Source organism: Lysobacterales bacterium, assembly GCA_014946745.1.
Classification (GTDB): Bacteria; Pseudomonadota; Gammaproteobacteria; order Xanthomonadales; family Xanthomonadaceae; genus Aquimonas.
In genome coordinates this window covers 1-20,202 of record JADCRD010000002.1, presented here as the reverse complement: position 1 = coordinate 20,202, position 20,202 = coordinate 1, and the positions used below count along the sequence as shown (strand labels likewise).

11 protein-coding genes and 1 pseudogene are annotated in these 20,202 nt (G+C 67.1%); 10 read left to right on the top strand and 2 right to left on the bottom strand.

From position 1 onward, the window contains the following. Positions 1–194 precede the first annotated feature (194 nt). The 5 genes and pseudogenes from H4O13_12475 (at position 195) to H4O13_12455 (ending at position 3,317) form a co-directional block, all read left to right on the top strand. Positions 195–482: a hypothetical protein gene (locus H4O13_12475; protein ID MBE5316202.1), complete on the top strand. Its 288-nt coding sequence runs from the start codon at positions 195–197 to the stop codon at positions 480–482. A gap of 153 nt (positions 483–635) precedes the next feature. Next, complete coding sequence (locus tag H4O13_12470) at positions 636–830, top strand: hypothetical protein (protein MBE5316201.1); 195 nt, start codon at positions 636–638, stop codon at positions 828–830. An 88-nt stretch (positions 831–918) separates the two neighbouring features. Continuing rightward, positions 919–1,329 (top strand): hypothetical protein, encoded by a 411-nt coding sequence (locus tag H4O13_12465; protein MBE5316200.1) that lies wholly within the window; start codon positions 919–921, stop codon positions 1,327–1,329. Positions 1,330–1,548: 219 nt separating this feature from the next. Continuing rightward, positions 1,549–1,976, top strand: a pseudogene (groEL, locus tag H4O13_12460) (chaperonin GroEL). Between the two features lie 312 nt (positions 1,977–2,288). Further along, positions 2,289–3,317, top strand: a complete 1,029-nt coding sequence (locus tag H4O13_12455) for a MarR family transcriptional regulator/GNAT family N-acetyltransferase (protein ID MBE5316199.1) — start codon at positions 2,289–2,291, stop codon at positions 3,315–3,317. 416 nt (positions 3,318–3,733) lie between these two features. On the opposite strand, the gene H4O13_12450 is transcribed toward H4O13_12455, so the two are convergent. Then, positions 3,734–4,087 carry a hypothetical protein gene (locus H4O13_12450; protein MBE5316198.1) on the bottom strand — a complete coding sequence of 118 codons (354 nt, stop codon included), beginning with the start codon at positions 4,085–4,087 and terminating at the stop codon, positions 3,734–3,736. Positions 4,088–4,339: 252 nt separating this feature from the next. On the opposite strand from H4O13_12450, the gene H4O13_12445 reads away from it, so the two are divergent. Together H4O13_12445 and H4O13_12440 are read left to right on the top strand one after the other, a co-directional pair. After that, positions 4,340–4,879 carry a hypothetical protein gene (locus H4O13_12445; protein MBE5316197.1) on the top strand — a complete coding sequence of 180 codons (540 nt, stop codon included), beginning with the start codon at positions 4,340–4,342 and terminating at the stop codon, positions 4,877–4,879. A gap of 490 nt (positions 4,880–5,369) precedes the next feature. Beyond that, entirely contained in the window at positions 5,370–6,950 is a 1,581-nt protein-coding gene (locus H4O13_12440; GenBank protein MBE5316196.1) for an FAD-dependent oxidoreductase, read from the top strand. A 521-nt stretch (positions 6,951–7,471) separates the two neighbouring features. Here the strand turns inward: H4O13_12440 and H4O13_12435 are convergent. Beyond that, the gene (locus H4O13_12435; GenBank protein ID MBE5316195.1) at positions 7,472–10,315 is read right to left on the bottom strand and encodes a TonB-dependent receptor; all 2,844 of its coding nucleotides are present in this window, start codon (positions 10,313–10,315) and stop codon (positions 7,472–7,474) included. Positions 10,316–10,632: 317 nt separating this feature from the next. On the opposite strand from H4O13_12435, the gene H4O13_12430 reads away from it, so the two are divergent. From H4O13_12430 to H4O13_12420, 3 genes are all read left to right on the top strand, one after another. After that, positions 10,633–12,834 (top strand): hypothetical protein, encoded by a 2,202-nt coding sequence (locus H4O13_12430; protein ID MBE5316194.1) that lies wholly within the window; start codon positions 10,633–10,635, stop codon positions 12,832–12,834. 222 nt (positions 12,835–13,056) lie between these two features. Then, positions 13,057–15,897 carry an EAL domain-containing protein gene (locus H4O13_12425; protein MBE5316193.1) on the top strand — a complete coding sequence of 947 codons (2,841 nt, stop codon included), beginning with the start codon at positions 13,057–13,059 and terminating at the stop codon, positions 15,895–15,897. 432 nt (positions 15,898–16,329) lie between these two features. Beyond that, on the top strand, positions 16,330–20,202 hold a 3,873-nt coding region (locus H4O13_12420; GenBank protein MBE5316192.1), incomplete at its 3' end, for a hypothetical protein.

Genomic DNA, 20,202 nt, shown 5'->3' with positions numbered 1-20,202 from the left:
CCGTCCAGTGGAGACTCCGTATGTATCGCTCGTGCGCACTCATGGCCCGCCTGTGCCTGCTGTTCGGTTCGACAACCGCAATCGCCGTAGGAGCGACATGCGACGTCACGCCTCCCAACACGCCGCCTGATCTTCCGTGCGGCCGCCCGGACCTCATTCAGACCTTTCGAAAGAGCTGCCCGATGGGCAGTGGAATGCAGAGCTGTCCCCCCGAATCCTCCATGCCGCCGGCCGAGATCCAGTGTGTGGCCTGGGCGGAATCGGCTTTCTGCGAAGCCTGGCCGCAGTCAACCGTGCGCGTGTATCGATACGAATGGACAGTTCTGCAGGGGCTCGAGGACTACTTCACCGACGGCACCTCACGGACCCTGGTCGGCAACTGCAGAGCGGGCCGACCGGTTCGCGTGCGGGTCACCGTGACGGCGCCGGACGGCGCTTCGAGCAGCGCTGAGGGGGCGGCCATGTGCTGGACCAACCAGTGAAGCTGGGCTGGTGATCGAGAATTTTCGGTTTCTTCGAGTCTTTGGAATGGACGGGTGATGCAAGCCTTTCGTTGGCAGCGTCGCTCCGTCCACCCCTGCCTTCGCAAGCTTGCGGAGCGCTGTGTGTTTCCAAGACCCCAAGAGGATCGATTCATGAATCTGCGAAAGAAGCTCTCGGTTGCACTGTTCCTGCTGACTGCCGGAGTCGCCGGCGTGGTTTCCGCCACCAGCGGCGCCTGCTTTGCATGCGATGACGTGCTCTGGCAGTGCGGCGGCTGGCAGAACGACCACTGCGTTCTCAAGTACCAGCGTTGTCTGTTGCGGAACGGCTGCGAGCTGCCGTTCTAGTTCCGGGACGATTGAGCGCCCGACGGATCGATTCGATGGCCACCGCTTCGGTGGCCATCGATTTCCAGCCTCGAATGGAACGTAGACGATGAATACTCGACCGAAGACATGGATTCGCGAAGCGCTGTTCTGGCTCCTGCCGCTGGCGGCCGCCGCCGTAATCGGGATTGCCGCTGGCAGAAGCTGGAGGGCGCTCGCCGTTCCACCCTTGATCGAGCCCCTGAACTGGCAGGCCACCGGGCTGGCGAGACCCGAAGTGACGATCATGGTCTCGGCGAAGAGCTGCCCTGTGTGCGATCGCGCCAGACAGTTCTTGAACGAAAGGGAAGTTGACTTCATCGAACTCGACGTCGAACAGTCCGAGCGTGCGCGCGAGCTCGCGGAACGACTGCAGGTTCGCTCAGTGCCGACGTTCCTGATGGCCGACGTCCGCCTGAATGGATTCGAGCCCGAGTTGCTTCTGCAGCAGCTGGAGCCAGCACGCGACACCCTTCAGTAAGCGAGTTCCCGGTGGACCGGTGCCGTCCATCCGTTCCACCCGACCTCGGGGCGTTCGGGTCAGCGATCCACGATGGCGTTCCCTCTCCGCAGGTTTGGCCACTGGTTACTGGAAAGCTCTGCCTTCCTGGGGCAGTCGAGGTCGACCTTCGCTCCAAGCCGGTGCATAGATCTCCGAGGAACGCGACCAGAAGATCGAGACGTCGAGATCCTGTGTCCGGGCCGCGCACTGCAGAGCGTGATCTCGAAAGAGAACAGCACGATCATCGACGGCGCTGGTGAGGCCGACGGCATCCAGGCTCGCATCAAGCAGATCAACGCGCAGATCGAAGAGACCACCTCCGACTACGACCGCGAGAAGCTGCAGGAGCGCGTGGCCAAGCTGACCGGCGGCGTGGCCGTCATCAAGGTCGTTGCCGCCACCGAAGTCGAGGTGAAGGTGAGAAGGCCCGCGTTGAAGACACCCTGCACGCCACCCGTGCAGCTGTGGAAGAAGGTGTGGTCCCCGGCGGCGGCGTGGCGCTGATCCGCGCACTGACCGCGATCCGCGACCTGAAGGGCATCAACGAAGAGCAGAACCACAGCATCGCGATCGCCATGCGCGCCATGGAAGCCCCGCTGCGCGAGATCGTCACCAACGCCGGCGACCCGCGCTAGTTCACAACATCGCCAGACGCCTGCAACATGGTGCCAGAACACGATTTCCCGTCATCGAAGTCGAAGCTGACTCTCGCGTATCGAGTCCCGCCCCGACATCGTGCGAATCGGCGCCGGGCTTCGAATGCGCATGCCCCTTGGCCCCTGTCGACGCGGGTTGGCGCGCTGCCGTATCTGTCTGCCCGTGTCGCACCTCGGACTGTCGGCGCGCCCCTGGATCCCGTTTTGCGCTGTGCGCCGGGGCGTTGCGAGCGCTTGCCCAGCTGGATATGTTAGTGCTTACACAACGACTGGAATGCCGTCATGGAATACATCTCCAGCCTGGGCTTGGTCGCCCTGGGTAGCCGACTTCGGGCGGTCAGCGAGCGTGTCTATGCCGTTGCGGACGACGTGTATCGGGCGCTGGGTTTGAAGCTTCAAGCGCGCTGGCTGCCGGTGTTGCGGATCCTCAACGACCGTGGGGCGCTGACCGTGGGAGAGATCGCCCAGGCCGTCGGCCAAACGCATTCCGCCGTGAGTCAACTCGCGCAGCGGCTGCTTGCCTTGGATTGGATTTCGGTTGAACTCGACGCCACGGACGGACGCGTGCGCCGGCTGTCCATCACTCCGAAGGCGCAGGCTGAACTGCGCAGGGCGAAGCCGTACTGGCGCGCCATCGAGGACGTCTACGCCGCGCACTGCCACGCGCATGGCGTCGACCTGCTGCATGCGCTGACGGTGTTCGAGCGGGTGATCACGCCGACGCTCGCCGAGGAAGTGCTCGCGCGCGGCGCCGGAGCCGCCCGCGACGCACTGCGGATCGTGCCCTACGCGCCCGCGCTCGCGCCGCATTTCCTTCGGCTCAACGAAGCTTGGCTGCGTCGATACTTCTATGTCGAGGAAATCGACCACCGCGTGCTGTCCAACCCGGAGCCCGAGATCCTCGCCCGAGGCGGCAGCATCCTGTTCGCGATGCTCGGCGACGATGTGGTGGGCACCTGCGCGCTGCTGCCGGATGCGGCTAAATCCTACGAACTCACCAAGATGGCCGTGGACGAGTCGCGCCAGGGGCTGGGTATCGGCCGCGCGCTGCTGGAGGCGGCGATCGCCGAGTTCCGCCGCCGCGGCGGCCGGAGACTGTTTCTCGAGACCAACAGCAAGCTCATTCCGGCCCTGCGGCTTTACGAGAGTCTTGGGTTCGAGCGGCAGCCCTCGATCAAGCCCGATTCGCACTACGCCCGAGCCGATGTCTACATGGTCTGGCGTGATCCGCAGCATGGCCCGGCCACGCGTCGCAGCCCGCGCAAGGCCAAGCCTGCACGCAAGGCCAAGCCCGATGGTCGGAGTGCTTGACGAAAGCGGGAGCCAGCGTACGTCTCCCATCGCCTGTGGGTGATTGCGGCTACTGCCCCCGAGAAATGTCCGCTCACCCTGTTTCAGCCTTGCGGCGGTCGTCAGCCCGGTCTGTCCAAGGAGAGCAGCACGATCATCGACGGCGCCGGCGATGCCGGCGGTATCCAGGCTCGCATCAAGCAGATCATGGCGCAGATCGAGAAGATCTCCTCCGACTACGACCGCGAGAAGCGGCAGCGTAAGCGCCTGCCGACAGCGGACACTGGTCTGCAGAACCTTCTGGCAAGGCGCCTTCAGCCGGCAACTTCAGATCCGCATTCGGAGCCCATCCGCTGCTGCCGCCCCGGCGTCATGGGGATCGGAGGCATGCCGCAGAACGGGCGTGAGCCGCACGCGTTCGGGCCTGACGCGGACGCTCAGGCGGCTTGCCCAGCCCGGCGCGCCGCGATGAAGGCGCGCACCATCAGCACCAGCAGAACTGCGCACAGCGTCAGCATGCCAAGGTTGACTCCCAAGGCCAGCGGGCTCATTTGCGCGGCGCGAATCAGCAGGGCGGCCGCAGGCGCGAGCGACCCGAGCAGGGCCACCACGGCGGCCACATGCATCAGGTGCTTGCGTGCACCATTGAAGCCCAGGGCGAAGCCGGCGAGTGTGCCAAGGGCGATGCCGACATAGGCGGGAAGCAGTGCGGTGCTGCTCGACGACACAGCGAACGCGCCGACGCCCAGCAGGACGAGCAGGGCGGCGAAGATCAGGGTCGTCTTGGGCATCGGTCGGCTCGCGCGGTCTTGAGATTGGCCCACGAGGCTGCCGGAGCGGCCGTCGCCGGCCCGTCATCGCGCACCGGCCTGCACACCGGCCCGCACCACGAAGCGACACGATGCAGCCGAGCCCGGCAAGGGCGGGCTGGCAGGCCGAACGCAACGCGCCTTCGAGTTTCCCGGGCGCGTTGCGGGTCTTCGTCCTCACGGTGCTTCGATGGGGCGCGTCGCTACGCTGAGGCGCCTCGCTCGTGACCCCGCATGCTGACGTTCGCGTTTCCTCCGGCCCTTCGTCGTCGTCGGCTCGCCCTCGGCGGCGCCCTGTTCCTCGCCTTCGACGCTCTGATGATGGGCGTCGGCGTTGCCGTGATTACCCGCGGCGAGCATCTCGGGGCCGCAGCGGCCCTCGCGGCGCTGGGCGCGGGCGTGTCGATGCTGCTGGCGTGGGCGCTGGTCCGACCCCCCAAGGCGACACTGGTGGAAGGCGCGCTGCGCATCGAGGCGGCGCATCGGCACTTCGTGCTGGACCGCAAGGCCCTGTGCGACGCCTCTATCGTTGAACTCGACCTTTCCAGCGTGCCGGACGAGACCCTGCCGAAGCCGCTGCTGAAGCGGGCGTGGTGGTCGCCAGGCGACGCGATGGGATGGCAGATCGACGGCCGCGGCGAACCGGTGTTCTGCGCGGTCACGCGGATCGGTCCGGCGCTGCGGATCGAAAGCGGGAGCGGTGCGCTGCTGTGGACGCCAAGCGACCCGGCTGCGGTCGCGCGGGCCCTGCGCCAGGCGGCAGGACTGCGCTGATCGGCCCGGGTGGGTGAGCGCAACAGGCGGAGTGCGTCGGGCTTGCTGCGCGCTGCTCGCCCCGTGGGCCGCCGCGCGACAACGCCCGCTGCGCGTGCTACGCCTTCGCGGTGATGGAGCTCGACAGGCTCGAAGACGCGAAGGTTGCGGGCAAGGCGAACGTCTTTGTGCCTTCCCGTGCGGGGCTGAAGCTGGATCTCGGCGGCGGGCTCAAGGCTCTGGTCGTCGCAGCTTGGGTCAGTAGGTGCGCCGTGCCGAGCGACCGGCTGACTCGAATCGCCCCGAATCAACCCATGGTCGCCCGCTGCGACACGCATGTGGCAGCGCGAGATGTGTAGCCTCCGTTCGCTGTGCTGCGAACTGTAGTGCGAGGTAGCGTCGTCCAACCAAAACGTGGCAGTCACCCGCTGCCGAAGGGGGCTTTGTGGCCGAAAGCAGAAGGAAGTCGACGAAGGCGGCGGAAGCCGCTGACACCCATGCCAACGCGGATATGGCGATTGTTGGTGGCGGCGTCTCGGGTGTGTACAGCGCTTGGCGGCTCAAGCAGCGCTACCCCAACCGCCGGATCGTGCTGATCGAAGCCAGCGACCACATCGGCGGGCGACTGCTGTCGGTGCGGCCACCGGGCATACCTAATATGGTTGCCGAACTGGGCGGCATGCGCATCCTGCCGAAGACCCAGCCGCTGATCGTTGCCCTGCTGAAGGAACTGAACAAGGCCCTGCCCAAGATCGAACGCATCGAGACCTACCCGTTCCCGGTGGACCAGGACCAGAACATCGCGTATCTGCGTGGCGTGCATTTGCGTCTGTCGGACTTCACCAAGCAGCCGGACAAAGTGCCGTATCGCCTGTCGTTCCTGGAGCAGGGCAACACGCCGGGCGTAGTCATGGTCAATGCCATCGAGCAGATCGTTCCGGGCATCACCGCGGCGGGCCTGACCAATGCGGAGCGTCATGAGATGGCGCGCAGGGCCAGCTTCGATGGTCGTCCACTGTACGAGCAGGGCTTCTGGAATCTGCTACTGCGTGTCATCAGCGATGAAGCCTATCAACTGGGCCTGGACGCAGGCGGCTACGAAACGGTGGTCTCCAACTGGAACGCCGCGGACGCTATCCCGTGGTTCTTGTCGGACTTCGGCATCGCGCCCGAGTACGAGGGCTTCAAGCAGGGCTTTCAGCAGGTGCCGCTGGCCATGGAAGCCCTGTTCCGCAGGTTGCGGGGTGAAGTGATGCTGGAAACCCGCTTGGAGCGTTTCGAGTGGAGCAACGGCACGTTCCTGCTGGGCCTATCCGGAGGCAAGCGTCTGCAGGCCAGCACGCTGATACTGGCCATGCCCCGCCGCTCGCTTGAACTGGTGGCCGACAAGACGCCCCTGCTGCAGGCTCCGAGCGTCGCCAATCTCATCGCCAGCGTCACGCCACAGCCATTGTTCAAGATGTTCACGACCTACACGAATCCGTGGTGGCGGGCTGCGGGCTTCTACGACTACAGCAGGGGGCAGGGCGAGTTCGTGCCTGTGGAAAGTGGCCGCACGGTGACCAGTCTGCCGGTGCGCCAGACTTACTACTGGCCCACATCGGAAGGCAAACCCGCCAAGGCCGGCCCCGCCATGCTGATGGCCAGCTACGACGATGGCTTCAATATCGGCTTCTGGGACGGCCTGCGCCCGCGCCGGCGCCAAGCGTGGCGCGAAGGGCTGGAAGTACCGGTGCCGCGCAATCCGTTCCAGGCCCTGGTGACGCATGCATCCAGCGACAACACCTGGAATCGCTACGTGGCGAGCCAGGAAATGGTCGATGAGGTCGAGCGTCAGTTGCGCGCCATCCACGGCCAGAGCTTCTCACCCGAAGTGCAGGCGGCAGCGTTCCGTGACTGGGGTGACGACCCGTTCGGCGGCGGCTGGAACAGCTGGAACATCGGCGTGAAGAGCTGGGAGGTCAAGCAGCAGATCGTTCAGCCGTTGACCGGAACGCCACTCTTCATTTGCGGTGAGGCCTACTCCGATGCGCAGGGCTGGGTTGAGGGCGCGCTGGAGACGGCGGATATCATGCTGAAGAAGATCCACTGAGGTCAGCGCGGTCCAGCGGGCCACGCGGTGGCAGTCGCGAATCAGCCGACTGCGCCTCCGTGGCTCGCTGTGCGTCCACGCCACGGTCTCGGGGCGTGAGCTGTCCGTGGCGTTCCCGATGACTGTGACTTCTGGTCTGTTCCGGTGCCCGCCTTTCCGCGTCGCCCGTCCCGGCTGCCATGGGGTCTCGGCATGTTCATGGAGCTGTGGGAAGACGAGCGCGTGTCGGCATAATCGCGAAACGCTCGCGGGTGATCTTGAGATCACGCTGAGCTCCATCGACGAGTTCGATGCCCTGAAACCTTTGCTGCAGCAGGCCTACGAGGGCAGGGCGGCACGATCCTTAGCGCGCTGTCATCGTTCGCCTGCGCCGCAGAGGCCGCAGACGTGGACGTCGATATCGCCGAGTTGGCCGATAGCGGTGCTCGCAGGCGCTCGCCCATGAAGACGGCGGCTCGGCCAAAAGCGAAGCCCGGCGCGAGGCCGGGCTTCGAAGTTTTGCTGTGGACGTCTGCGGCGCTTCAGTCCAGCGCGTAGGTGAACTGCACGGAGATCTCGCGGCCGATCGGGCTGAAGGCGCGCCAGAAGTACGGATAGGCGTTGAAGCCGTCATCCCGCGGCGCGAACTTGTTGAACAGGTTGTTCACGTAGAGGCCGATCGAGGCCTGCTTGGTCAGCTGCCTGCTCGCGTTGACGTTCCACAGGATGTAGGGCGCGATGCGTCCAGTCTCCTGCCAGTTCGGCACGCTGCCGTAGCGGGTGCCGAACACGTTCGTCGTCCAGTCCCCCCGGGCCCAGGCCACCGAGCCGCGCATGCGGCTGCGGAAATCAAAGTTCTCGGGGTCGTCGCGCCAGTCTTCCTGCACCGGATCGGTCGCGAAGCTCTGCAGTTCGAAGCTCAGCACGTGCGACCAGTCGAGGCTGAAGGCGAACGTGCCGAAGCTGTCGGTGTCCAGGCGGTTGCGGATCGACGCGTCGATGCCCTTGATGCGCTGATAGGCCTGGTTGACCGGACCGCTGCGGACGCCGGTGATGCGCTCCGTCGGCTCGCCCGGCGCCGGTGCGCGCTGCACGCGGCTGACGATCTCCCGGCAGAACGCCGAGTCGATGGCGAAGGCATAGGGCTGGCGCGTGCGCGTGAGCCCCGTGCGGCAGCCGGCCTCGGCGTCGAGGATGTAGGTCGAGGTGAGGTTCGTGACCGCGCCCTCAAGCTTGATCTCGTAGTAGTCCACCGACGTGGAAACGGTGTCGGTGACGTCCCAGACGAATCCACCGGTGAAGGAACGTCCTCTTTCCTCCTCGAGCGTCGGCTCGCCGCGGCTGGTCGCGAACACCGAGTACGTATAGGTGGCGCCTGCGCAGGTCGAGGCGCCGGGCGTGCCGCCAGTCGACAGGCAGCGGAAGGTGTCGAGCGCATTGCTGAAGCTGCCGCTGCCCTCGTTGTAGACATAGTGCATGTCCGGCGCTTTGAAGCTCGTCGACAGGTTGCCGCGCACCAGCAGCGACTCGGTGGGGCGCCACTCGAGGCCCGCTGCCCAGGTGCGGGCATCGTCCACATTGGTGATGTCGTCGTACTTGTCGTAGCGGGCTGCGAGGGTTGCGCGCAGCGAGTCGAGCAGGGGCAGCCCGGCCTCCAGGCCGATCGCATAGCGATCGCGATCGCCGCCGCCGTTGGTGCCGGTCAGGTTGTAGGCCTGGCGATTCGTGGGCAGGATTTCCGGCGGCGAATCCAGATCGTAGCCCTGCTGAGTGAATTCGAGCACCGTCGCGAAACCGACGGGGCCGGCGGGCAGATCGAACAGATCGCCGCTCAGCACGAAGTTGCCCTGGTTGACGTAGGACTCCGACTCGTACTTCAGGTTCGTCGAGAGCGACGCAAACTCGGCAGGCGTCAAGGGCCGGTAGAAGCGCTCAAGGTTGAGCAGGTGGCGCGGCGTGCCGGTGGTGTTCAAGCGGGGGCCAAAGAAGAAGTCGGTGACCGCCGAGCCATCGAGGCGAGGCCGTGTGCGCGTCGCGATGTAGTCGGCGCGACCGAGGGTGGCCTCCCAGTCGAACCGATCGCCCAGCAGGCCGCGCAGGCCGAAGGCGAGGTCGAGCGAGGACTCCTCGAAGCGCTGCAGCGTGCCTTCGATGCCGCCGTACTCCTGCGGCGTGAAGATGCGCTGAACCTGGACGTTGCCGTTGATCTCCGAGTTCGTCGCGAAGAAGGTGTTGGTGACGCCCACGCCGTCAGTGTGGGGGCCGTTGATGAACTCGACGCCGCCGGTCAACTTGGAGCGTGAGTTGAAGCCCATCAGGCTGGCCCAGGCCTGCACGCCGTTGTCGAAGTCGAGGTCGCCGAAGAGATAGCCGGAGAGGTCGTTGTTGCCGTTGGCGATCGACTGGTAGCCCACGTCCTCGAAGTAGCCGCAGGCATTGCCCTGGGTGAAGGGCTGGCTGGTTGCCGCATTGACCGCGCGGTACGTCCAGTCGACGTACTCACCGCCAAAACGCGCGCAGGTGCCGGACGGCGGCGCAATGAATGAGGTGGAGCCGGTGGGCAGGCCGATGCGGTTGATGCGCAGCCCTGCGGCGGGCTGGATGCCGACAATCTCCGGCGGCAGCGGGTTGTCGAGACGGGAATCCATGAAGTCGCGCTGGTACCCGTAGACCGGCTCGTCGGCGTAGTACTGGAGGGCGTAGGTGAGGCTCCAGCGATCGGAAGTGCGTCCACCGACCCACTGCAGATCGGCGAAGTCACCGCCGCCTTCCTTCGACGTACCCGTGCGCAGCTTGGCCACGTCGCCGCGGAAGTCCTTGCGCAGCACGACGTTGATGACGCCGGCGACCGCATCCGAGCCGTAGATCGCTGAAGCGCCGCCGCTGAGGATCTCGATGCGCTCGACGGCCGCTGTCGGGATGTTGTTGAAGTTCTGGAAGTTGCTTTGGCCGTTGTAGGGGAACGGATAGTCAGCCGCGCGGCGGCCGTTGATGAGCAGCAGGGTCCGGCCAGCGCCGAGGCCGCGCAGGTTCACCGGCGACCCGTTGGGCGTGAAGCCGCCGGCCGCGTTCAGTTCGTTCTGCACCGAGCCGGCGTTCTGGGTGATGGTCTCCAGCGTTTCCGCGACCGTGACAAACCCCTCGCGCTGCAGCTGGCTGTTGCTGATGATCGTGACCGGAGACGGTCCCTCGATCGTTGCGCGCTTGATGCGCGACCCCACCACCTGCACCGACTCCAGCCGCTGAGCCTCGCGCTCTACCGCCTCCTCCTCGGGAGTGTTGTTGCTGGCGTTCTGGGCCAGGGCCGGGATGCTGATCCCCAGAGCCAGCGCGGTGAGCGTGGCCGTGAAAAGCGCGGAACGAGCCGGGTGCCTCTTGATTTGCATGATTCGAATCTCCCCATTCGACGTGGCGGTCAAGGCGTCCATCTCCGCAGGGAACGCTGGATGTGACGGAGCCCGGGGAGAGGCTAGCAAGATTGTGAAGTTTTTGTGTGGGGTGGTGCCCCGACGATCACGGACAGGGCGGGCTTCGCCTTGGACGCGGCTCCTGATGCCGCTTGCCCGGCGGGTCGCACGCCTGCCCTGATACGTTCGTCAGCCCTTCGTCGTAAACCGCTCCAGCGGGGGCGTACTGCTCCCGAGTTCAGCGGGAGTGGTGAGCGATGCGTGGCGAAGCAAAAGGGACTGGACGGCGTGGGTGGGTGGGGCGTTGGCTGCGCTTCGGGCTTGGGCTGCTGATGGCACCGGCGGCCGTCTGGGCCCAGTCTCAACCTGCGCCGGGCTATGTGGTCCGCCTGCTGGATGGGCAGGACGACTTCGGCGAGCACCTCGCGGTGACGCGCTCTGGAAACAGCGAGCAGTGGACCGCGTTCCACTACGTCGAGAACAGGCGTGCGCTCTTCGCCGGGTCCTGTGGCGATGGCTGCGCGCCCGAGATTCAGCTCAGCAGCGGCGACGACCGCGGGCGCTACGTCAGCGCTGCACGCCGAACTGCCCTGGCGCAGCGGCCGTTCGCGGCCTACTACAACGCGACCCGTGGTGATCTGGAAGCGGCCGACTGTTTCGACTCGTCCTGCAATTTCGCCACGCTGCGCGTGCTCGATACGGTGAACGATGTCGGCGTCGGCACGGCCACGGCCATCGATCCTGCGACGGGCTTTCCCGCCATCGCCTACTACGATGCGACGAGCGGCGACCTGCGCCTGTACCGCTGCGGCAGTGCGACCTGCGACAGCGGCAGCAGCGTCGTCGTCGACGGCGTCGGCGACCGTGGTCGCAACCCGAGCATGGCCTTCGCGAACAATCTGCTGTGGATCGCCTACGACGACAGCAGCAGCGGTGAGCTGCGTCTGGCGCGCGGCGTAGCGCCTTTCGGCGCAGCCAGCTTCCAGTCGTTCTCGATCGGGCCGGGTGGCGATGCCTCGATCACCCTTGATGCCAGCGGCTTCGTCGATCTGGTGTTCCGCGGCGGTGCCAGCGGTACCCTGGAGCGTCTGCGCTGCAATGACGGCAACTGCGCTGCCAGCGAGCAGTCGACGTTGGATGGCGCGGGCCGCGGCCATGCGCCCTCGGCCACGCGCCTGCCGAACGGCCATCTGCTGGTCAGCCACCATCAGCCTGCCGCCGGCGCCATGCGCGCGACGGTCTGCAGCGACGCGGCCTGCAGTACGCCGCAGCGCCTGACGCTGGAGGCGGGCCCTGGCTTCGGTCCGACCAGTGTTGCCCTGGCCTATTCGACGGGACGTCCGCTGATCCAGTACCAGGATGCCGCGCTGAGCGAGCTGCGCTCGACCCAATGCACGACCACGGCCTGTACCGCCTTCATCCGTCGCATTGCCAACGGTGTGCCTGCTGTGTCGCCGGATGTGGCGCTGCTTCCGGATGGTCGCCCGGTGGCGATCTGGACCCAACTGAGGCGGCCGCGCATCGGCGTCTGCGCGGACGCGCTGTGCTCGTCGGTCGGCTACCGCACAACCGGCGGCGTCAATGCCGATGCATCGCGGCCCTCCATCGCCATCCGCCCCGACGGCCGCCCCTTCGCCTACTACTCCAGCGCGGGTGGCAGTGCCGCCTGGGACTGTGCGGATACCGAGTGCACGACAGGCACACACCGCGAAGTGAGCGGGTCGGGCAATGCCAGCGGGGAATTCACCGAGCTGGTGATCCGCCCGGATGGTCGACCGCTGATGCTCTACATGATCCGCAGCACCAATACCGTCCATCTCTTCTCGTGCGCCGACGTGAACTGCGCGAGCGGCCAGGCGCGGCTGGTGGCCGATGAGCCGGACGCCGCGCAGCAGTCGACTTCGCTCGCGGACCTCGGCCTGGCGGTCGGCGGCGATGGTCGGCCGGTGGTGACCTGGTCGGTGAGCCGCCAGCCCACGCCGGGCAACTTTGCGGGGGCGCTGCGGCTCGCGCGCTGCGACGACATCGAGTGCACTGGCCTGACCGTGCGAACCCTGGGCGAGGAGCAGGTCTTCAACGGCGGCGGCATCGCCATTCGCGCGGACAACCGCCCGGTGCTGCTGGAGAACACCTTCTCCGGGGCGCGAAACCTGCTGACCTGCGCCGATGCCAGCTGTTCGAGCGCGCCGCGCGCGGCCTTGCCCAATCCCTTCGACATCGCGCCCCAGCTGCGGCTGCGTCCGGGCGACCGGCCGGCCTACGTCAGCGGCAGCCTCGGCAGCGGCGGCTGGTGGCAGTGCAGCGACGCTGCCTGCACCAGCAGCGAGCGCACCGAAATGATCCGCGATACCGAAACCACGCAGCGCGGCTTCACCGGGCGCATCGCCTTCGGTGCGGATCCGCGGCCCGTGGGGGTGTTCGCCGAGCAGCAGCTGCGCGATGTCTGGCTCGCGCTGCCGCTGCCTGCGGCAGTCTTCAGCAACGGCTTCGAGCCCTGAGGTGCTCGCGGTGAGCAGGTGTCTCAGCGCCGGTACGCAGAAATCCGCGTTCCCACGCGGCAGGCGCGCGCGCGGAGCGGGGGATTTCGCCTCTGCGAGCGCTGTGGTCGTGAGGGTGCCCGCGGAGTGCGCGGAGGTAGGGATCATCCCGGGCAGGAATTGACTGCAGCACATGGACGCCTCTGCGGGCGGGGTTCACCATCCCCCCACGGGAGGACGCCCATGAACACCGAGACCTCGCTCGACCTCAAGTGGGCCCTGCACTGCCTCGAACATCTCGAAGAGCTGGTGCTGGTCACGGACGCCGAGCGAGGCGGCAGCGGCGCAGGCGGCCCCTATGTGCGCTACGTCAACGCCGCCTTCGAGCGCTGCACGGGCTGGCGGCGCGCCGAGGTGATCGGCCAGCCGCTGCGGTCGCTCGGCGGTGCGGGCAATGCGCAGGCAACGCTGGCACAGATCCGCGCCGCCTATCTGCAGGGTCAGGCGACCGAGGTGGAGCTGGAGACCCAGCGTCGCGATGGCAGTGCGATGAGCCTGCGCAGCCGTCTGTTGCCTCTGCGGGGCGATGGCGAGGGGCTGCGCGGCTTTCTGTTTCTGCAAAGCGATCTCACCGAGGCCCGCGCCGTGCGCAGCGAGCGTGCCCGTCTCGCCGAGTGGTTCGCCGGCGCGGCCTCCAGCGCTCTGGCCGCGCTGTACATCACCTCTGTGGTGCGCGCAGACACTGGCGAGGTGCTGGACTTCCGGGTCGAGTATGCCAACCGGATGGGCGGCGAACTTCTGCGCGCTGACCCGCGGGCGCTGGTCGGCCAGACGATTCGCGAGTGCGTGCCGGGCAGCCGGACCGGGGTCCTGATTCAGAACTGCCGGCGCGTGTTGGCCAGCGGCCTGCCCTTCGTCGAAGAGTTCGAGGTCGTCGAGCATCCGCCGGAGCTGCGCTGGATGCGCCATCAGATCGTCCCGCTGAAGGATGGAGTGGCGATCACCGCCGAGAACATCACCTCGCGCAAGACGGTCGAGCTCGACCTCAAGCAGCGCGAGACCATGCTGCAGGCGTTTCTGGACAACTGCCCCGGTTTCGCCTGGATCGCCGACGAGCGCGGCTGCACCCTGGCCGCGAATGCGGCCTATCTGCGCCTGATGGAGCACCTCGGGGTGCCCGGTCTGCCGATGCCGATGTCGCGGGTATTCGCACCGGAGCTGGCTGAGCTTTACGCGCGCAACAATCTGCGCGTGATCGAGTCCGGCCAGGCCGAGCGCATGCTTGAGCCGGGCCTGCGCGCCGACGGCAGCAGCGGCCTGTTTGAAACCTTCAAGTTCCCCTTGGGCGCGCGCAATGGCGTGCGCCTGGTCGGTGGAATCTCGATCGACATCACCGAGCGCGAGGGGCAGCATCAGGCCTCCGAGCGACTGGCGGCGATCGTGCGCAGCTCGGGCGATGCGATCCTCTCGCTCGATCTGGACGGCCGGATCGTCAGCTGGAATCACGGCGCAGAGCTGCTGTACGGCTTTCGCGAGTCTGAGGTGCTGGGGCGCCCAGTTGAGCTGCTGGTGCCCGAGGCCCTGCAGCCCGAGGCGCGGCAGCGTCTGCAGCGGGTGCTGGCCGGCGCGACGCTGCAGCGCATGGAGAGTCTTCGCTGCTGCCGCGATGGCAGTGAGGCCTGGGTGCTGCTGTCGATGTCGCCGATCCAGGACCGTGACGGCCGCTGCGTTGGGGTGTCGGAAATCGCCTCCGACATCGGCGAGCGTCATCGGCGCGAGCAGCAGAGCCGCTACTTCGCCGAGCACGATCCGGTCACCGGCGCGCTGAACGAGCGCGGCCTGCTGCTGGTGGCCAAACGCTGGATCGAGCGCGTGCCTGCCCACCCCCTGCTGCTGCTGCGCTTGCGCGTTGAGCGCTTCGGCGAGTTCCGCGAGGCCTTCGGTCTGGCACACGGGCATGCCCTGCTCGGCCAGGTCGTGGAGCGCCTCACCCGATGCCTGGACGGCATCGAGCATCGCGTGGCCCATTTCGGTCAGAACGAGTTCGCTGTGCTGATCGATCTGTCGACAGACGAGGGCGTACAGCAAGCCGGGCTGCAGACCGCGGCGCAGGACCTGCTCGCGCGCGCGCAGTTCACTCCGCTGCAGGTCATTGGCATCGAGTTCGACCTCGAGCTGCGCTGCGGTCTCGCCGGTTTTCCGCACGACGCGGCCGATGGCGAGGCGCTGCTGCGCTGCGCCGACCTGGCGATGGCTGGCAGCGGACGGGGCCTGTCGACCTACCGTGCGGACATGGGCGAACGCGTCGCTCAGCAGGTGCGCTTGCAGCGCGAGCTGGCGCGCGCGCTGGTGCGTGGCCAGCTGCGCCTGCTTCTGCAGCCGATCGTCGATGCGCGGCCACCGTTCCGTGTGCTCGGCGTGGAGGCCCTGCTGCGCTGGCGTCACCCGGAGCTGGGCGAGGTTCCCCCCGCTCGCTTTGTGCCGGTGGCCGAAGAGTCGGGGCTGATCGTGCCCATTGGTGGCTATGTGATCGAAGAGGCTTGCCGGCTCAAGGCCTGGCTGCAGACCAAGGGGCACGGCCAACTGTTCATGAGCCTCAACGTTTCACCCGACCAGTTCCGGCATGGCGATCTGCCGGTGCGTTTCGCGCAGGCGCTGCAGACGCACGGCCTCGATGGACGTGGACTCGAGCTTGAGATCACCGAGTCGACCCTGATGGAGCATACCGAGGCCACGGCCAGCCAGCTGCAGGCTCTGGCAGCCTTGGGTCTGGGGCTCAGCATCGATGACTTCGGCACCGGCTGGTCGAGCCTTGCCTACCTGCATCGCTTTCCTCTGACCAAACTGAAGGTGGACCGGAGCTTCGTGTCGGCACTGCCCAAGGATCACACCGCAGCGGCGATCGTCCGCAGCATCCTCACGCTGGCGCGGTCGCTTGAGCTGTCCACCCTGGCCGAGGGCGTGGAGACCGAGCCCCAGCAGGCCCTGCTGAGCGGCCTGGGCTGCACTCAGCTGCAGGGCTTTCTGCACAGTCGTCCTCTGGAGCCCGAGGCGCTGCTCGCTTGGCTTGACTCGCGCAGCTGATCGCCGCAGCGCAGCGCGCGCCGCAAATCTGCGCAGACTCCGGCCGTGTCGCGCCCGGGAGCCGACTGCCAAGTTCCAAGTGCCAATTGCCAATTGCGCCCGCAGGCTGGCGTCCGGGACGGCATGTGACGCTGTGCGTCAGAGCCTCCGGGCGATGCCCGCAAGGGGCGCATGCCGTTCGTCGGCTTTTTTGCACTCGACGGCCGGGCCCAAGGCACGGGCATGCGCAGGACAACGGGCCCGGCGCCACGCCAGCCGTGCCGAACGCCGGCGATTCTGCGTTGGAAGGTGCGTTTCACAATCGTTTGCCCAATCCGCGAGCTCAGGCACAATCTTTGGCGCGAAAAGTGCAATCGTCGGCGCAGTTCGCGTCCAGGGCTGAGGCGCCCACCAGAGGCGCCCATCTCATCCATCCATCCCATCGGAGCCAGCATGCACCTGCCAGCCTTCGTTCGCGCGGCACAACGGTTGCGCGCGTCTGCAATCGTTTCGCTGTTTTTCCTGTGTCTCGCGCTGTGCGTGCCCCTGGCCGCCTCGGCCGAGGGCAGCCGTAATCTTTACCCTAGTGGCGCCGAAGCCATCGCTGGCTCGGGGCGCGGAAATCTTGACGTTTCCGACCCCGCCTCCTCGTATCTGAACGTCGTGCGTCGGCGCGGCTTCATCTACGTCTACGCGCAGGCAGGCGAGCGGATCCTGGTGGGATCCCGCAACCGCACGGCCGATGGCATCGGCATCATCCAGGTCTACAACCCGCAGGATTTCGGGCCGCGCGGCGGCGAGAACCTGCCCGCGACCGCCAACTTCACCTGCACCAGTGGCACCACCGGCCTGATCGCCGACCGCGCACAGGAGCTTGCGGGCCCGCGCGCGGTGAGCGGCGGCGGCAACCCGGCCGGCTACATTCCCTGTGTGTATGTCGCTCCGGTGACCGGCATCTACGGCGTCAATTTCACGGGGGCGAACACCGGCGGCAACCCCGACGCGAATATCGCCACGCCTGCGGTTTCAAGCAATACCGTCGCGGCCTGGGACGTGACCGTCCGCGCCAGCGACACCAGCACCACCGATCTCAACGCCCGCGTATTCACCTACGCCTGGACCGTGTTCACCGCGAACAACGGCCCGGGCCGACGCCTGTTCCAGGACCTCTACTACGTCACTCTCGACGGCTACCGCTACCGCCAGCGCTTGTCCGGCATCGATCCCAACGGCGGCGCCTTTTTCGCCAACACGCTGGGTTTTCTTGACCAGGGTGAGCCGCTGTACAAGAACATCCGCGCCACCAATCCGCTGGTCAGCTTGGGCATTCCGGCCGGCCTGACGGTGCAGCCGGCGCAGTTCCCCATCTTCTTCAGCGACATCACGCCCTCAGCCGGCAATGCGGCGAACAACGCCGAGGCGCAGCGTGTGCTGGGTGCGCTCGGCATTCCGGTGGCGCCGCTGCCGCCGCAGGTCAACGAGTTCCGCTTCACCTATCCGCCCACCGGCGGTGCCACCGCCTACGTGGGCCAGGGCGGTACCTTCAGCTTCACCGTCACCGACACCATTTCGTTTGAAATCGTGGTCAGCCGCGATGGGGTGAACTTCGATCCGGCGCTGCCCACCAACCGCGTGTTGACCGGGCAATCGGGCACCGGCAGCTACAGCATCGTCTGGGACGGCCGCGACAACGCCGGCAACAACTTCCCGCCCGGCAACGGCTACCGCTTCCGTCTGGTGGGCCGCAACGGCGAGGCGCACTTCCCCTTCGCCGACGTCGAGGGCAACTTCAACGGCGGCCCGACGCTGACCAAGTTGAACGGCAACATCCAGGACGCGCTGGTCTATTACGACGACCGTGGCTATGTCACTCGTGGCGGCACCGCGGTTGGCGAGCTCAACGGGCATCTGTGCGGAGCGGGCAGCCCGCTGGAGCAGTCCACGCCCAACGTCAACCTCGTCGGCGCCAACTCCGCCGATGCCGACTTCGGTGGCAGCGGCCGGTTCTATCGCTACTGGTTGAACGCAGCCAATCGAAACGCCGACTGCGACACCGGCGGAACGACCCCCAATCTGCAGGGCTTCGGCGACACCAAGGGCCTGAACCTGTGGACCTATCAGGCCACCAGCCCGCAGTCGAGCGTGCTCGACATCATCGACTTCGCTGATGTCATCGCCACTGTGCAGGCGCCGGCCAGCGCCGACCCGGGCGCGAACGTGCTGGTCAATGTCGGCTTCGGCAACGTCGGCTCGCAGAATGCGGCCAACGTGACCTATGCGATCCAGCTGCCGCCGGGCCTCACGGGCGTCAGCTGTGCGGGCGCGTCCTGCGCCTACAACCCGACCACCGGCGTGGTCACGGTGACTGGCCTGCCGGCCTCGCTGTCGCCGGGCCAGATCCAGAACATCGCCCTGAGCTACACGGCGCCCGCGTCCGGCAGCGTGCCGGTGACCGCGACCATCGGCACCACGACCAACCAGGGGCCGAACCTCGCCCCGGATTCGGCCAACGGCATCACCGTGATCGGCGGCAGCAACGAGGCCGACGTGCTGACCCGCGTGCTGGCACCGGCAACCGCCGTCGCCGGCGCAGTGGTGGCCGTCGATGTCGAGTACGCCAACGTCGGCGGCAGCACCGCTGCGGGCCTCAGCTACTCGCTGCAGCTGCCCCCGGGCCTGAGCGGCGTGAGCTGCAGCGTCGGCGTGGTCTGCAGCTACAACGCGGCGACCGGCGCTGTCACCGTGACCGGGCTGCCGGGTTCGCTGGCGGCGGGCGCTTCGGCGCCGCCCTTCCAGCTGTTCTACACCGCGCCGGCCAGCGGATCGGTGCAGGTGCAGTCGACGATCAGCACCACCAGCCCCGAGACCAACCTCGCCAACAACACCGATTCGGGCGTGACCACCGTGCTCGGCACTCAACCGGTCGACGTCGCTGCCTTCGTCAGCGCCCCGGCCACCGCAGCGCCGGGCAGCCTGATTACCGCGGGCGTGAGCTTCCAGAACGTCGGCAGCAATCCCTTCACCGGCGCAACCTATAGCCTGCAGCTGCCGCCCGGTCTGACGGGCGTGAGTTGCGTGGCGCCGGTCAGCTGCACCTACAACGCGGCTACGGGCGCGGTCAGCGTGTCCGGCCTCAGCGGCAACCTCGGCCCGGGTGACCTGGTCAACTTCGCCCTGCGCTACAACGCGCCTGCCTCCGGCGTGGTGACCGTTACGGCCACGGCCAATGTCGCGGGTGACGTGAACCCCGCCAACGACAGCGCCTCGGCGTCGACCACGGTCATCACCGCCGGCAGTGGCGTCGATGTGGCCACCAACCTCAGCGCGCCGGCCACCGCGGCCCCGGGCTCGACCGTCAATGTGCCGGTGAACTTCAGCAACCTCGGCCCGGATGCCGCGGCCGGCGTGGTCTATTCACTGACTCTGCCGACAGGCCTCAGCGGTGTCAGCTGCGCCGGTGCGGGTGTGACCTGCAGCTACAACCCTGCCACGGGCGCCGTCAGCGTGAGCGGCGGCCCGGCAACGCTTGCCAGCGGCGCCAGCTTCGGCCTGACGCTCAGCTACACCGCGCCGGGCAGTGGCACCGTCGAAGTGCAGTCGAACATCACGACCACTACGCCGGAAGCCAACCTCGCCAACAACGTCGCTCAAGGCAGCACGCTGATCGTGGCTGCCAGTACCGCCGACGTCACGACGGCAGTCAGTGCGCCTGCCACGGTGCCGCCCAGCAGCCTGGTGGATGTGCAGGTCAGCTACGCCAATGTCGGCGCCAGCAGCGCCGCCAACGTGGCCTACAACATCCAGTTGTCCGCAGGGGCCAGCGCGATCGAAGTCCGCTTCAATGGCGCGCTGTGCACCTACAACGCGGGCACCGGCGCGGTGACGGGCTGCAGCCTGCCCAGCACCTTGGCCCCCGGCCAGAGCCTGAACCTCGATGTGCGCTACACCGCGCCTGCAACGCCCGCAACGATCACGGTGACCTCGACCATCACCACGACTACAGCCCAGACCAACACCGGCAACGACACGGCCTCGGCCTCGACGACGGTTCTGGGCAGTGCAGAGCTGACGCTCGCCAAGACCGCCAGCGCGGCGAGCTTTACCGTAGGCGTACCCGCCAGCTACACCCTGCAGCTGCGCAATACGGGCGCGGTGGCGACCACAGCGGCCAGCACGATTACGGACGCTATCCCGAGCGGCTTGACGATTGGCACCCTGCCTGCGGGCTGCACGGCCGCGGGTCAGACGGTGACCTGCACGGTTGCGGCGGGTCTTGCCGCGGGCGCCAGCACGAGCTTCGTGATTCCGGTGACGCCGACCGTGGCC

What these genes read in the sequence shown, in the direction of transcription:
- H4O13_12450 (MBE5316198.1), bottom strand. Translation starts at nt 4,087, where the DNA reads ATGCCCAAGACGACCCTGATCTTCGCCGCCCTGCTCGTCCTGCTGGGC.
- H4O13_12465 (MBE5316200.1), top strand. Translation starts at nt 919, where the DNA reads ATGAATACTCGACCGAAGACATGGATTCGCGAAGCGCTGTTCTGGCTC.
- H4O13_12445 (MBE5316197.1), top strand. Translation starts at nt 4,340, where the DNA reads ATGCTGACGTTCGCGTTTCCTCCGGCCCTTCGTCGTCGTCGGCTCGCC.
- H4O13_12455 (MBE5316199.1), top strand. Translation starts at nt 2,289, where the DNA reads ATGGAATACATCTCCAGCCTGGGCTTGGTCGCCCTGGGTAGCCGACTT.
- H4O13_12470 (MBE5316201.1), top strand. Translation starts at nt 636, where the DNA reads ATGAATCTGCGAAAGAAGCTCTCGGTTGCACTGTTCCTGCTGACTGCC.
- H4O13_12425 (MBE5316193.1), top strand. Translation starts at nt 13,057, where the DNA reads ATGAACACCGAGACCTCGCTCGACCTCAAGTGGGCCCTGCACTGCCTC.
- H4O13_12440 (MBE5316196.1), top strand. Translation starts at nt 5,370, where the DNA reads ATGGCGATTGTTGGTGGCGGCGTCTCGGGTGTGTACAGCGCTTGGCGG.
- H4O13_12475 (MBE5316202.1), top strand. Translation starts at nt 195, where the DNA reads ATGCAGAGCTGTCCCCCCGAATCCTCCATGCCGCCGGCCGAGATCCAG.
- H4O13_12435 (MBE5316195.1), bottom strand. Translation starts at nt 10,315, where the DNA reads ATGCAAATCAAGAGGCACCCGGCTCGTTCCGCGCTTTTCACGGCCACG.